At 71.9% G+C, this 13,023-nt stretch carries 12 protein-coding genes; 4 read left to right on the top strand and 8 right to left on the bottom strand.

From position 1 onward, the window contains the following. The first annotated feature begins 1 nt into the window (after window position 1). From BFF78_RS32035 to cobC, 3 genes are read left to right on the top strand one after another with little or no spacing between them, the layout of a single operon-like run. Window positions 2-589: a precorrin-8X methylmutase gene (locus tag BFF78_RS32035; RefSeq protein WP_069783941.1), complete on the top strand. Its 588-nt coding sequence runs from the start codon at window positions 2-4 to the stop codon at window positions 587-589. Beyond that, the gene (locus tag BFF78_RS32030; protein ID WP_069781612.1) at window positions 586-1,512 is read left to right on the top strand and encodes a sirohydrochlorin chelatase; all 927 of its coding nucleotides are present in this window, start codon (window positions 586-588) and stop codon (window positions 1,510-1,512) included. The genes BFF78_RS32035 and BFF78_RS32030 overlap by 4 nt, the downstream gene beginning before the upstream one ends. Beyond that, window positions 1,502-2,557, top strand: a complete 1,056-nt coding sequence (gene cobC, locus BFF78_RS32025) for an Rv2231c family pyridoxal phosphate-dependent protein CobC (protein ID WP_079161567.1) — start codon at window positions 1,502-1,504, stop codon at window positions 2,555-2,557. The genes BFF78_RS32030 and cobC overlap by 11 nt, the downstream gene beginning before the upstream one ends. 61 nt (window positions 2,558-2,618) lie before the next feature. Here the strand turns inward: cobC and BFF78_RS48525 are convergent, their stop codons facing one another. From BFF78_RS48525 to BFF78_RS31990, 7 genes are all read right to left on the bottom strand, one after another. Beyond that, entirely contained in the window at window positions 2,619-3,104 is a 486-nt protein-coding gene (locus BFF78_RS48525) for a DUF6114 domain-containing protein (protein ID WP_418346713.1), read from the bottom strand. Further along, window positions 3,095-3,718, bottom strand: a complete 624-nt coding sequence (locus tag BFF78_RS32015) for a DUF6230 family protein (protein ID WP_069781609.1) — start codon at window positions 3,716-3,718, stop codon at window positions 3,095-3,097. Before BFF78_RS32015 ends, BFF78_RS48525 begins: the two co-directional genes overlap by 10 nt. A gap of 212 nt (window positions 3,719-3,930) precedes the next feature. Further along, the gene (locus BFF78_RS32010; protein ID WP_069781608.1) at window positions 3,931-4,830 is read right to left on the bottom strand and encodes an SCO1860 family LAETG-anchored protein; all 900 of its coding nucleotides are present in this window, start codon (window positions 4,828-4,830) and stop codon (window positions 3,931-3,933) included. Between the two features lie 143 nt (window positions 4,831-4,973). After that, entirely contained in the window at window positions 4,974-6,065 is a 1,092-nt protein-coding gene (locus tag BFF78_RS32005) for an amidohydrolase family protein (protein ID WP_069781607.1), read from the bottom strand. Window positions 6,066-6,107: 42 nt separating this feature from the next. Then, window positions 6,108-6,902, bottom strand: coding sequence for an amino acid ABC transporter ATP-binding protein (locus BFF78_RS32000; RefSeq protein WP_069781606.1), 795 nt, complete (start codon window positions 6,900-6,902; stop codon window positions 6,108-6,110). Then, window positions 6,899-7,732 carry an amino acid ABC transporter permease gene (locus BFF78_RS31995; RefSeq protein ID WP_069781605.1) on the bottom strand — a complete coding sequence of 278 codons (834 nt, stop codon included), beginning with the start codon at window positions 7,730-7,732 and terminating at the stop codon, window positions 6,899-6,901. Before BFF78_RS31995 ends, BFF78_RS32000 begins: the two co-directional genes overlap by 4 nt. Beyond that, window positions 7,729-8,577, bottom strand: coding sequence for a transporter substrate-binding domain-containing protein (locus BFF78_RS31990; RefSeq protein WP_069781604.1), 849 nt, complete (start codon window positions 8,575-8,577; stop codon window positions 7,729-7,731). Before BFF78_RS31990 ends, BFF78_RS31995 begins: the two co-directional genes overlap by 4 nt. 136 nt (window positions 8,578-8,713) lie before the next feature. Here BFF78_RS31990 and BFF78_RS31985 point away from each other — a divergent pair, with 136 nt between their 5' ends. Further along, window positions 8,714-9,823, top strand: coding sequence for a pyridoxal-phosphate-dependent aminotransferase family protein (locus BFF78_RS31985; RefSeq protein ID WP_069781603.1), 1,110 nt, complete (start codon window positions 8,714-8,716; stop codon window positions 9,821-9,823). Window positions 9,824-10,016: 193 nt separating this feature from the next. Here the strand turns inward: BFF78_RS31985 and BFF78_RS31980 are convergent, their stop codons facing one another. Next, window positions 10,017-12,911: a tetratricopeptide repeat protein gene (locus tag BFF78_RS31980; RefSeq protein WP_159033088.1), complete on the bottom strand. Its 2,895-nt coding sequence runs from the start codon at window positions 12,909-12,911 to the stop codon at window positions 10,017-10,019. Between the last annotated feature and the right edge of the window lie 112 nt (window positions 12,912-13,023).

Here is a 13,023-nt window from a genome sequence, read left to right as displayed (position 1 = left end):
TGTGGCCCGTGTGGTCCACCCCATCGAGCAGGAGTCCTTCCGCCGGCTGCGCACCCGCCTGGACACCTCGCACTTCCCGCCGCTGACCCGGGCGGTGGTGGAGCGGGTCATCCACTCCGCCGCCGACCTGGAGTACGCGGCCGATCTCGTCATGGCCGAGGACGACCTGGTCAAGGCGCATGCCGCACTGCACGCCGGGGCGCCGGTCGTCGTGGACGTGGAGATGGTCGCGGCCGGCATCACCCGGCGGGAGACGGTCTGCCGGCTGAAGGACGCCGAGTCCGGCCCGGGACTGACCCGTTCGGCCCACGCCGTGCGGCTCGCGTACGAGGAGGTCGGTCCCGGGGCGCTGTGGGTGATCGGCTGTGCGCCGACCGCCCTGGAGGAGCTGCTCACCCTGGACGCCTCCCCCGCGCTCGTCATCGGCCTGCCCGTCGGTTTCGTCGGCGCCGCCGAGTCCAAGGCCGCGTTGCGGATGAGCGGGCTGCCCGCCGTGAGCAACGTGTCCGAGAAGGGCGGGTCGGCGGTCGCCGCCGCCGCGCTCAACGCCCTGCTGTACCACCCCGTTTCACCTGAGGAGACCACGTGACCACCCCGCCCGCCCTGCTCATCGCCGGACACGGCACCCGTGACGACGCCGGAGCCGAGGCGTTCCGCGACTTTGTGCGGCAGCTGCAGCTGCGCTCCGACATGCCGGTCGCGGGCGGCTTCATCGAGCTGTCCGCGCCGCCGCTGGGCGAGGCCGTCGCCGGGCTCGTGGCCCGGGGCGTTCGGCGGTTCGCGACCGTGCCGCTGATGCTGGTCTCCGCCGGGCACGCCAAGGGCGACATCCCGGCCGCGCTGGCCCGCGAGAAGGAACGGCACCCGGGTATCTCGTACACCTACGGCCGTCCGCTCGGCCCGCATCCGGCACTGCTGAGCGTGCTGGAGCGGCGGCTGGACGAGGCGCTGGGTTCCTCCGCGCGCAGTCCCGAGGACCGGGCCGATGTGACGGTGCTGCTGGTGGGCCGGGGTTCGACGGACCCCGACGCCAACGCCGAGGTGTACAAGGCGGCGCGGCTGCTGTGGGAGGGCCGTGGGTACGCCGGGGTGGAGACGGCCTTTGTGTCGCTGGCGGCGCCGGACGTGCCGAGCGGCCTGGACCGGTGCGCGGCGCTGGGGGCGCGCAGGATCGTCGTACTCCCCTACTTCCTGTTCACCGGGATCCTGCCGGACCGGGTGCGGCAGCAGACCGAGGGGTGGGCCGCCGCGCACCCGGAGACCGAGGTGCTCTCGGCCGATGTCATCGGGCCCGAGCCGGAGCTGCTGGACCTGGTGCTGGAGCGGTACGAGGAGGCCGTCAAGGGTGATCTGCGCATGAACTGCGACTCGTGCGTGTACCGGATCGCGCTGCCGGGCTTCGAGGACAAGGTGGGGCTGCCGCAGCAGCCGCACTTCCACCCGGACGACGACGGCCACCACGGCCACGGGCACCACCATCACGGGGGGCACTCGCACAGCCATGCGCACTGAGGGCAGGGGACCGGATCTGCGTCATCACGGGGACGCCGAGGTGCGGGACGACGGGGCGGCGTTGGTCGATCTCGCCGTCAACGTCCGTGCGGACACCCCCCCGGCGTGGCTGCGGGAGGAGATCGCCGCCTCGCTGCCGTCCCTCGCGGCCTACCCGGACGGGCGGGCCGCGCGGGCGGCGGTGGCGGCGCGGCACGGGCTGCCGGTGGAGCGGGTGCTGCTGACGGCGGGCGCGGCGGAGGCGTTCGTGCTGCTCGCCCGCGCGCTGAAGATACGGCGACCGGTCGTCGTGCACCCGCAGTTCACCGAGCCGGAGGCCGCGCTGCGGGACGCGGGGCACACCGTGGACCGGGTGGTGCTGCGGGAGGAGGACGGGTTCCGGCTGGATCCGGCGGCGGTGCCGGAGGATGCGGACCTGGTGGTCATCGGGAATCCGACGAATCCGACGTCGGTGCTGCATCCGGCGGAGGCGATTGCCCGACTCGCCCGTCCTGGACGGGTGTTGGTGGTCGACGAGGCGTTCATGGACGCGGTGCCGGGTGAGCGGGAGGGGCTGGCCGGGCGGACCGATGTGCCGGGGCTGGTCGTGCTGCGCAGCCTGACCAAGACATGGGGGCTGGCCGGGCTGCGGATCGGCTATGTGCTGGCTCCCCGGGAGATCATCGCCGGACTGGAGCGGGCTCAGCCGTTGTGGCCGGTCTCCACGCCTGCGCTGGCCGCCGCTCGGGCGTGTGTGACGCCCCGGGCGCTGGCGGAGGCGGGGCATGCGGCACATCGCATCACGGCGGAACGGGGCCATCTGGTGGCGGGGTTGTCGGAGTTCGCTTCGCTGGGGGTGCGGGTGGTGGCACCTGCGGATGGGCCGTTCGTGCTGGTCCGCATGCCGGGCGCGGCCGCCGTACGGCACCGGTTGCGTGAGCTTGGCTATGCGGTGCGGCGGGGGGACACGTTTCCGGGGCTCGGGGAGGAGTGGATACGGGTGGCGGTGCGGGACCGGGGCACGGTGAGCGGGTTCCTGTCGGCGCTGTCCGTCGCGCTTCGCTAGCCGGGGCCCCGCCCCAGACCCCGCCAGGGGCGCCGCCTCGCCCACCCACCACCCGGCTCTGTCAGCTTTCCCCTGCCGGAGCGGCCGTGGACGGGCAGTCCGCCGGCGGCGTCGACGGTTCGGCGGCGACGGGAGTCCAGGAGCAGGCCAGGGAGCCGCCGATCAGACCGGTGATCAGTCCGAGGAAGAGGCCACCGAAGTTCGCGACAGGAAAGGAGAGGAGGGTGAGCAGGAGAGCGGCAACCCCGGCGAACATGCGGAGATGCGGGTGGTACCAGAGGGTGAGCCCCAGGGTGATGAGCAGGACTCCGATGATCAGGGCTCCGGCACCGGACGTGGTCGACATGGCCAGCGGAATTCCGCCCAGGTCCAGATTCGCGTACGGCCAGTACAGGATGGGCAATCCGGCCGTCGCGGTGAAGAGCCCCGCCCAGAAGGGACGTTCGCCACGCCAGGTGCTGAATCTGTGCCGGGCGCGCGCTGCCGCTGCGGTGAGGCGTGGTCGGGGGCGTTCGGCAGGTTCGGGCCGCCCAGGAATCAGAAACATTCGTGACGGCCGTGCTCGATCTGCACGCGCAGGCCGGGGATATTGAACGTACCGGCGGAGAGCGCGACCGCGGTCACGCGCACGTCGGTCAGGGTGACCGACGTGGCCTGCTGCCCGAAGCCGTCGGGGTCGAAGAAGCGTGAGTTCCGGTCGCCCGGATTGATCGGGCCCTTGGTGATCTCCCCTTGCGCGATTCCCTGGTTGAGGCCCCTGAAATCCGCCTGCCCGGCCGACTGGAACGTCGTGTCGAGGAAAAGGTTCGACGCTTCGACCGGTTGTTCCCTTCCGCCGGTGATCTTCAGCGTCTGCTCGCCCAGCACCGGGATCTCGACCAGTACGGACTGGCACAGCGCGCTGATCGTCGTGTGCCGGGATCCGGTGACCGTCACCGGCACACGCTCGCCCTGCCTGGTCACGTCCACCATGCCGTAGATGCTGAGCCCGCGGGAGGTCAGCGTGTCCGCGGTGACCTGGAACTTCTTGCCGGAAATGAGGAACGACGCGGCCAGTACACCCTGGCCCATGGCAATGCCGAGGGCCGTGCAGGCCGCGACGCCGGCCACCAGGACCGCCGCAAAGCGCCGCCAACGGGTTTTGCCGGCGCGGTGCGACATCCCGTCTCCTTCGGTCATGGCGCGAGCCGCTACCCGGAAAAAGCAGATGTTCTCCTCGCTGCCCAGTGACGGATCCTAGGCTTCCGGTTGTGGCGATCGGCTGCGCGCCAGGGCCGCCGTACGGGTGACGCACACGGCGTTCGGCCCTTCGGGCGATGCGGTGCCCATGGGCCAGGCGAGAGGCGGCCGTCCCGCCGGGACCACGAATGCGGCTAGTTCTTGCGGCGTCTGGCCACCGTCACCGCTCCCCCGCCGACCAGCACCAATGCCAGCGCGCCGCCCGCGATGTAGGGCGTCGCGCTGCTGCCGCCGGTCTCCGCGAGGTCGCCCCGGGCGCCCTGTGCCCGCACGTCGGCCGGGTCGTGGCTCGGCACCGGGTGTCCGCCGGCCGGGGCCATCGGTGACTCGCAGGTGGCCTTGGCGAGAGTGATCGTTCCTTCAACATCGGCGACGTCGAGCTTCAACGGGTTGACGGAGACCTTGAGTTCGAGGGCGGTGGCGGCGGCCGTACGGGTCGTGGTGCGCCGCTGGGCCAGGTCGAGGCGGACCTCGCCGACGCCGGGCACCTTCACCTCGGTCGGGCCGCCGGCGGTGAGCGTGACGCGCTTGCCGAGGACCGTGACGGCGCCGAGGACGTTCGCCGAGGCGGCCGGTGCCTTGCCGGCCTCGCAGGTCGCCCGGGCGGTGACCGTGCCGACCTCGATCAGGGACAGCAGGGGCAGTCCGGGGACGTGGAGCCGGGCTCCGACCAGCCGGACCGAGCCCTCGGCGCGCTGCGACGTCACGGTGGCCTTCGCGGAGGCCACGTCCGCGCCGAGGACCGCGAACGGCTTGCCGCCGGCCACGCCGTCGAGCCGGGCGGACAGCGCTGTCCTGTCGGCGCTCCGCGGTGCCCGGACCTCGTTGAGGGAGACCGCGAGCGGGACGTCGACGGTCTTGTCGAGCAGGGACACGTCGAGCCCGGTGCGCAGGACGACGGCGGAGGCGCGACCGTGGCCGGTGGTCGCGTGCGCGGCGCCCGCGCCCAGGACCGCGGGCGCCGCGGCGAGGGCGGTGACCGTCGCCGCGGCGGCGAGACGGCGTGCGGGCATACGGAAGTTGTTGCTGTTCAAGGCGGTGGGACCCCCAGTGGGAACATGCTTGGGACCCGTCAACCATGTACGCACTGTGGGTGAACGGTCAGCGATCCTGGGTCACTTCACTCAAACGTGGATACCCCGTACGCCGATTCGAATCGCCGGGCACAGGCGTTCCCCTACTGCACGATCCGCCCGTTCAGCACCACCCGGCGCGGTGCCGCCAGTACCCGTACGTCGGCGCGCGGGTCGCCCTCGTACACCACCAGGTCGGCCGGCGCGCCCTCCTCCAGGCCGGGGCGGCCGAGCCAGGCGCGGGCGCCCCAGCTGGTCGCCGACAGGGCCTCGACCGGCGGGATGCCCGCGGTGACCAGCTCGGCGACCTCCTCCGCGACCAGGCCGTGGGCCAGTGAGCCGCCCGCGTCCGTGCCGACGTACACCGGGATCCCGGCGTCGTAGGCGCCGCGCACGGTGTCGTAGCGGCGCTCGTGCAGCCGGCGCATGTGTGCGGACCAGCGCGGGAACTTGGTGTCGCCGCCGGCGGCGAGCTGCGGGAAGGTGGCGATGTTGACGAGGGTGGGGACGATCGCCACGCCGCGCTCGGCGAAGAGCGGGATCAGGTCGTCGGTCAGGCCGGTCGCGTGCTCGATGCAGTCGATGCCCGCCTCGACGAGGTCGCGCAGGGAGCTCCGGGCGAAGCAGTGGGCGGTGACGCGCGCGCCGAGCCGGTGGGCCTCGGCGATGGCCGCCCGGACCGCCTCGCGCGGCCAGCAGGGGGCGAGGTCGCCGGTGTCGCGGTCGATCCAGTCGCCGACCAGCTTGACCCAGCCGTCGCCGCGCCGGGCCTCCTGGGCGACGTAGGCGACGAGGTCGTCCGGCTCGATCTCCCAGGCGTAGTTCCTTATGTACCGGCGGGTGCGGGCGATGTGCCGGCCGGCCCGGATGATCTTCGGCAGGTCCTCGCGGTCGTCGATCCAGCGGGTGTCGGAGGGCGAACCCGCGTCCCGGATCAGCAGGGTGCCCGTCTCGCGGTCGGTGAGCGCCTGCTTCTCGGCGGTGTCGGCGTCGACCGGGCCGTGCGCGCCGAGGCCGACGTGGCAGTGCGCGTCGACCAGGCCGGGCAGCGCCCAGCCCTCGACGGTGGTGATGTCCCGGGCCCCGGCGGGACGGTCGTAGGACACCCGGCCCCCGACCACCCACAGCTCGTCGCGGACGTCCTCGGGCCCGACGAGGACCCGCCCCTTCACGTGCAGCACGGCGCCATCGCTCATGTCCTGCACCCTAACGACCCGGGCCGCCGCCTGGTGAGTGAGCTATGCCTCGGACTTCCCCACCTGGTCGGAGGTCTCCTCCTCCACCTCGGCCATCGCCGGGTCGAGCAGGCGGGAGAGGAAGTGGCGGGTGCGCTCGTGCTGCGGGTGGCCGATGACCTGCTCGGGGCTGCCGTCCTCGACGATCACGCCGCCGTCCATGAAGACGACCCGGTCGGCGACCTCGCGGGCGAAGGTCATCTCGTGGGTGACGACCATCATCGTCATGCCCTCGGTGGCGAGCATGCGCATGACGGCGAGGACATCGCCGACCAGCTCGGGGTCGAGCGCCGAGGTCGGCTCGTCGAAGAGCATCACCTGCGGGCCCATCGCGAGCGCCCGGGCGATGGCCACGCGCTGCTGCTGGCCGCCGGAGAGGGAGGAGGGGTAGGCCTCGGCCTTCTCGGACAGGCCGACGCGGGCGAGGTTCTCGGCGGCGATCCTCGCGGCCGTGGCCTTGTCCCGCCCAAGGACCCGGCGCTGCGGCAGCGTGAGGTTCTCGGTGACGTTCAGGTGCGGGAAGAGGTTGAACTGCTGGAAGACCATGCCGATACGGCGGCGTACGGCGTCGATGTCGACGTCGGGGTCGGTCAGCTCGGTGCCGCCGACGAACACCTGGCCCTTGGTGGGCTCCTCCAGCAGGTTCACACAGCGCAGCAGCGTGGACTTGCCGGAACCGGAGGGGCCGATGACACAGACGACCTCGCCCCGGCCGATCTCCAGGTCGATGCCCTTGAGCACCTGGTTGTCGCCGAAGGACTTGTGCAGGTCCCGTACCTGAATCTCCGGGTGGCTCACCGGATCGCCTCCTGGGCCTTGGACTCCATGCGCCTGACGACATAGCTGAGCGGGATGGTCACCAGCAGGTAGCACAGGCCCGCGACCAGGATCGGCGTGGAGTTGGCGGTCGTACTGGCGAGGTCGCGGCCGAACTTGGACAGCTCCCGCTCCTCCAGGGTGACGCCGAGGAACAGCACCAGCGAGGAGTCCTTGAACAGCAGGACGAGTTCGTTGGTGAGCGGCGGCAGGATGATCCGGAACGCCTGCGGGACGATGATGGAGACCATGGCCCTGGCCGGCGAGAAGCCGAGCGAACGGGCCGCCTCCATCTGCCCCTTGGGCACGGCCTGGATGCCGGCGCGGATGGTCTCCGCCATGTACGCGGCCGAGACCAGGCCGAGCGCGATCGCGACCTTGCCGTAGGTGCCGCCGGGGATCTCCGTGCCGGGGAAGGCGAGGGGGACGGCCACACCGACGAAGATGAAGATCAGCAGGGCGGGCAGGCCCCGGAAGATCTCGATGTAGACGCCCGCCAGCCAGCGGTACGGGCCCACGGAGGACAGCCGCATCAGGGCGATGACCATGCCGAGGACGAGTCCGACGACAAAGCCGGACAGCGTGTAGAGCACGGTGTTCTTCAGCGCCAGCGTGATGACGTCCGGGAACATCTGCCGGGCGATGCTGCCCTGGGCGAACTGGTTCTGCAGCCGGCCCCAGTCCGCCGTGGCCGCGAAGGCGATCACGGCGGCGACGAAGACGACGTACTGGACGCCCCGGGACAGGCTCCGCTTCTGACGGCGGGTCAGGCCCTTTTTCTTCGGCTGGAGTTGTACGTCCGTATCGGTCATGAGGCGGCGGGAGAGGCGACGGAGGCGTTGTACGGCCCGATCCACTGCTCGTAGATCTTCTTGTAGGTGCCGTCGGCCTTGGCGTCCTTGAGGGCCTTGTTGATGGCGTCGAGCAGCGCCTTGTTGCCCTTCTTGACCGTGAAGCCGTACTGCTCACCGGTCTTGAGGTTGTCGACGACCTTGAACTTGTCCGCGTTGGCCTTGTCCTTCAGCCAGCCCTGGACCACCGGGTAGTCGATGACGACGGCCTGGACCTGGCCGGTGCGCAGGCCGTTGAGGACCGCGTCGGAGGACTCGAAGGAGATCGGGTCGTAGCCCTTGCCCTTGACGTAGTCCTCGCCGGTGGTCTGCGCCTGGGCGCCGAGCTGCTTGCCCTTGGCCTTGACGTCCGCGAGCGAGTTGATGCCGCTGCTCTTGGCGACGAGGACGGCCTGGGTGGCCTCGAAGTACGGGTCGGAGAAGTCGACGTTCTTCTTGCGCTCCGGCGTGATCGTCATGCCGGCGGCGGCCAGGTCGCACTGGCCGGAGTTCAGGAACGCGCCGGTCTTGAAGTTCTCGAACGGGGTGTCGAGGATCTGCTGCTTGACGCCCAGGTTCTTGGCGACGAGGTCGATGAGGGAGACGTCGAAGCCCTGCACCTTGCCGTTGATCTCCGACTGGAACGGCGGGTACGGCAGGTGGGTGCAGGTGGTCAGCTGACCGGCCTTGACGATGTGGACCCCCTTGGCGGTGGCACCGCCGCCCCCGTTGCCGTTCGAGGAGCAGCCGGCCACGACGAGGACCAGTGCGGCGGTCGCGGTGGTGGCAGCCAGGAGGCGGGTCCGGCGTCCGGGGAACGTTTTCATGGGGGGATCTTCTCTGTGGGGGAACGTGGGTTCCGATTATAAGGAAGAGTTTGAGTCTCTCAAATCAAACCGATGGTTGCGAGGCCGTTCGACCTAAGATCGATGGACTTGCCCCGAACGTGAGGAGAGCGCCACCGTGACCCATCCCTTCCTCGACCTGCCCCCGCTGAGTGCCGAGCGCTTCGCCGCCATCGAGGACGGGGTCGCCCGGCTGCTGGATACCCGGCAGGACGTGCTGATCACGCAGGGCGAGGCGCTGCTGCCGCTGGAGGGCGCGATCCGGGCGGCGGCCGGTCCGGGCACGGTGGCCCTGAACGTGATCACGGGCCCTTACGGGCAGACGTTCGGCACCTGGCTGCGCGACTCCGGCGCAACGGTGTACGACCTCTGTGTCCCCTTCCACACGGCCGTGACCGCCGACCAGGTCCGGGAGGCGTTCGCCGAGCATCCCGGGATCGACTTCGTGTCCCTCGTCCACGCCGAGGCGGCGACCGGCAACACCAACCCGGTCGCGGAGATCGGCGAGGCGGTACGGGAGCGGGGTGCGCTGTTCTACCTGGACGCGGTGGCCTCCGTGGGGGCGGAACCGGTGCTGCCGGACGCGTGGGGCGCGGACCTGTGTGTGATCGGCGCGCAGAAGGCCATGGGCGGTCCGGCGGGGGTGTCGGCGATCTCGGTGAGCGAGCGGGCGTGGGCCCGGATGGCGGCCAACCCGAACGCGCCGCGCCGGTCCTATCTGTCCCTGCTGGACTGGAAGGAGCGCTGGCTCGACGCCGGCCGCAGGGCGCTGCCGCACGCTCCGGCCCAGTTGGAGATGCTGGCGCTGGAGGCGTGTCTGGAGCGGATCGAGTCGGTGGGGCTGGATGCGGTGATGGCCCGGCACCGGAGCGCCGCGCTGGCTTCACGGGCGGGTGCGGTGGCGCTGGGCGGGGGTCTGGAGCCGTACGTGTACGACGAGAAGGACGCCGCACCGGTGGCCACGACGCTCCGGGTGCCGTCAGGCGTGGTGGCCTCGGAGCTGGTGGCGCGGGCCCTGGAGACCGACCCCGCGCTGCCGCTGGCGGCGGGCGGGGGCGCACTGGCCAAGGAGATGATCCGCGTCAACCACTACGGCCCGGACGCCACACCCGCCGCGGTCCAGAACTCGCTCACCGCCCTGGCCGGAGCACTCACCGAGCACGGCCTTCCCACCGACCTGCAGGCAGCCCGCCGGGCCGCCACGGCGGCCTGGGGGCAGGGGCGATAGCGGTCTCGGCACGGGGCCTTTCCGTGGAACTGGAGGCCGGCCGTGGCAGCGCGGGGGCAGGGGCGATGGCGGTCTCGGCGCAGGAGCGGCGGCACGCCAGCCGCAGGCGCGGTGGCACTACCGCCCCCGGGCTCGCACCGCTCGTCGAACACGGACTGGCCTTGGGCCTGGCCCGGGGTAGGGGCGGTGGCGCTCAGGGGCTTGGGTGGGAGGCCAGGAACTCCCTTACGATGGCCAGGGGTTGGGCCGCTTCCTCGAAGCCTCGGCGTACGGCTTCGGCCAGCCAGGATTCCGCTTCCGTCAGCTGTCCGCGTCCGGCCAGCAGGGCGCCGAGGTTGTGGGCTGCCCGTGGGTGTCCGGCCTCGGCCGCCTTGCGGCACCAGAACTCGGTCCTCTCCTCGTCCCCGCGCTCGGCGAGGTAGGACGCCCAGCCGAAGGCGGTGTCCGCGTCCGCCTGCTCCCCGGCCCGCTGCCACCAGTACTCGCCCTCCGTACGGCCGCCGGGCTTGTCGAGGAGCAGCAGGCCCAGTGCGAAGGCAGCACCAGGGAGCTCGTCGGCCAGGTGCCGCAGCGATTCCTCCGCTTCCTCCAGCCGGCCGGACTCCACGAGCCAGTCGGCGAGCAGCATGCTCGCCTGCCGGTGTCCTCGTTCGGCGGCCTTGCGCCACCAGGAGGCCGCCTCCTGGCCCTCACCGCGTTTGGAGTGCAGGATGCCGAGGTTGTAGGCGGCGACGGGCACCTCGGGAGCGGACACCCGCCACCAGTGCTCCGCCTCGGCCGCCATCCCCTGGGCGTAGTAGTGCGACGCGAGGTAGTGGGCGGCGTCGGTGCGGCCGCTCTCGGCGGCCCACCGCAGGAGGGCCTCGGTCACGTGCGCCCTGCCCCAGTCCCGGACCGCCACGGCGAACGTCGCGATCTCCTTCATGTCATCGACGTCATCGAGCAGTTCGAGCAGCAGCAGCCGGGCTTCGTCGGAGCGCCCGGCGCAGATCAGCAGGTCGATCAGATTGAAGCGGACCGTCGTGTCACCGGTTTCCGCGGCCCGGCGCCACGCGGCCTCCGCCCCGGCCAGGTCGTCCTGCATGCGCAGCAGGGCTCCGAGGTTGTTGAGGGCCTGTTCGTTGCCGGCGTCGCCTGCCCGCCGGTACCACTCCTTGGCCCCCTCGACGTCGCCCTCGGCGGACAGCCATCCGGCGAGGTTGAACATGGCCACGGCATGGCCGCTCTCGGCCCCCTTGGCGTACCAGGTGGCGCCCTCGGCACGGTCGCCCCGTCTGCTGAGGAGCACGCCGAGTTCGTTGGCGGCCTCCGCGTTCCCGCCCTCGGCGGCGACCCGCCACCAGGTCTCGGCCTGGATGAGATCGCCGCGTTCTTCGGCCACGCGGCCCAGGATCTCCGCGGCCCGGACATGACCTCGTTCGGCCGCGCGACGCAGCCACGGCTCGGCCTGGTCGTCGTCACCGCACAGCCGGAGCGTGTGCCCGTGCACGTACATCGCCTCGGTGTCTCCGGCCTCGGCCGCCGCCTGCCACCACGGCTCCGCCTCGGCCTCGTCACCGCGCAGGTGCAGGAGCGTCGCCCACGTCGCCATCGCCCTGGGGTAGCCACCCTCCGCGGCGTTCCGAAGGAAGGTCTCGGCCCGCTCGTCCTCGCCTTCGGCGCGGTAGTGCGTGAACAGGTTGAACGCGGAGAGGGCGTCTCCGGCCTCAGCCGCCGCCAGCCACCACCGCTCGGCCTCCTCGTCCTCGCCGCGCATCTTCAGGACGGCGGCGAGATTGACCTGGGCGAGTGCGCTCCCGGCCTCGGCGAGGGGGCGCAGCAGCGGTTCGACCTCGGCGGGATCCATCCGCTGGAACAGCAGTGCGGAGGTGTAGTTGATGACCGCTTCCATCTCACCGGCCTCCGCGAGGGGACGCCATGCCTGCTCGGCGATCGCCCACCGGGCACTGAGCGAAGCGGCCTGGCCGATCAGCGGGCGCGTCCGGTCGTCGGAGTACTTCAGTGCGGCCAGCCACACCGACTCCGGTACGTCCGGTGCCCCGGGGTCGCGGGCCACCGAGTCCACGAGGTAGTCGAACGGTCTCTTGGTGCCGTCCTCCTCGCCTTCCATCAGCAGGCTGGCGACGCCGTAGCGGACCTGGGAAGCCCAGGTGACGGCGTCGTCGTAGGACTCCGGGCGCAGCGCCGCGCCGCCCAGGGCCTTGAGATGGTGGTGGTGCGCCTCGTTCAGCAGGGCGGCCGGCAGATCGCCGATCATCCCGACGCGGGCCAGGTCCACGGCCGCCGCGACGAGTGCGGCGCCTCGCGGGTGGCCGCCCCGGGCGGTGGACCGCTCGGCCCTGCGCCACTCGGCGAGGAGTTCCGGTCCGGCCGCCAGGTATTCGGCGATGCCGTGGATGCCGTGCCGGGCATGGGCCTCGTGCAGCCGGTCGTCGTCGGCCTGGGCCACCCGGGCGAGTTCGGCTTCGCTCCACAGCCGTCGTACGACAACCGGTTCCACCATGTTCAGGACGCGCAGTCCGGTCTCGGCAGCCATCCGGCCGGGGCCGCCCTCGCCGGTGACGTCGTCGGCCGCGTCCCGCAGAGTGTCGTAGCGCTCGTCACGCAGGGTCGCCAGGATCACCAGGCGGGCTCTGATCAGCGACGTCAGCAGGGACGGCTCGAGGCCGCCGGGCCGCAGGTAGTGGTCCAGGTCGTCGAGCCACAGGACGTGCCGGTCGTACTCCGGCTCCCCGGCTGCCGGGCGCAGGAGGCGCAGGTCGGCGTCCCACGGCGGGGCGAGCAGGAGATGTCCCGGGAGCACGGCGCGCGCCGCTTCGAGGGCCGTGCGGCTCTTGCCGGCGGTGGAGTCGCCGGTGAGCAGCACGAATCCGCCGGACCCGGCCGCCGCCCGCAGCTCGGCCCGCACTCGATCGTCCACGTCGCGTGGGATGTAGGGGGGCAGCGCCGGTCCGTCGCCGTCACCGCCCGCGGCACGGGCCCGGTGCACACCGAGCCCGAGCAGATCGGCTTCGGCCACGGTTTCCCAGATCCCGAGGGCGGCCGTCTGCGCCGCGGCGGGTACGGGAGCGTGGCTGTTCCCGGGCACGCTCACTGCCGCCGGGGGCCGGGCGATGGGCGCCGTACCGTGCCCGGCGGGCAGCGCGAGGCTCTTCGGCGCACCGGTGTCGGCGGTGGGCGGGGGTGGGCTCGAAGTGGCC

It is taken from the genome of Streptomyces fodineus (assembly GCF_001735805.1).
Lineage (GTDB): Bacteria > Actinomycetota > Actinomycetes > Streptomycetales > Streptomycetaceae > Streptomyces > Streptomyces fodineus.
Note: the sequence above shows the minus strand (reverse complement) of the source record. Positions and strands in the feature narration are given on the sequence as shown.

Excerpts from the sequence above, each read along its gene's own strand:
- cobC (WP_079161567.1), top strand. The coding sequence starts at position 1,502 with ATGCGCACTGAGGGCAGGGGACCGGATCTGCGTCATCACGGGGACGCC.
- BFF78_RS48525 (WP_418346713.1), bottom strand. The coding sequence starts at position 3,104 with ATGTTTCTGATTCCTGGGCGGCCCGAACCTGCCGAACGCCCCCGACCA.
- BFF78_RS32015 (WP_069781609.1), bottom strand. The coding sequence starts at position 3,718 with ATGTCGCACCGCGCCGGCAAAACCCGTTGGCGGCGCTTTGCGGCGGTC.
- BFF78_RS32005 (WP_069781607.1), bottom strand. The coding sequence starts at position 6,065 with ATGAGCGATGGCGCCGTGCTGCACGTGAAGGGGCGGGTCCTCGTCGGG.
- BFF78_RS31995 (WP_069781605.1), bottom strand. The coding sequence starts at position 7,732 with ATGACCGATACGGACGTACAACTCCAGCCGAAGAAAAAGGGCCTGACC.
- BFF78_RS31990 (WP_069781604.1), bottom strand. The coding sequence starts at position 8,577 with ATGAAAACGTTCCCCGGACGCCGGACCCGCCTCCTGGCTGCCACCACC.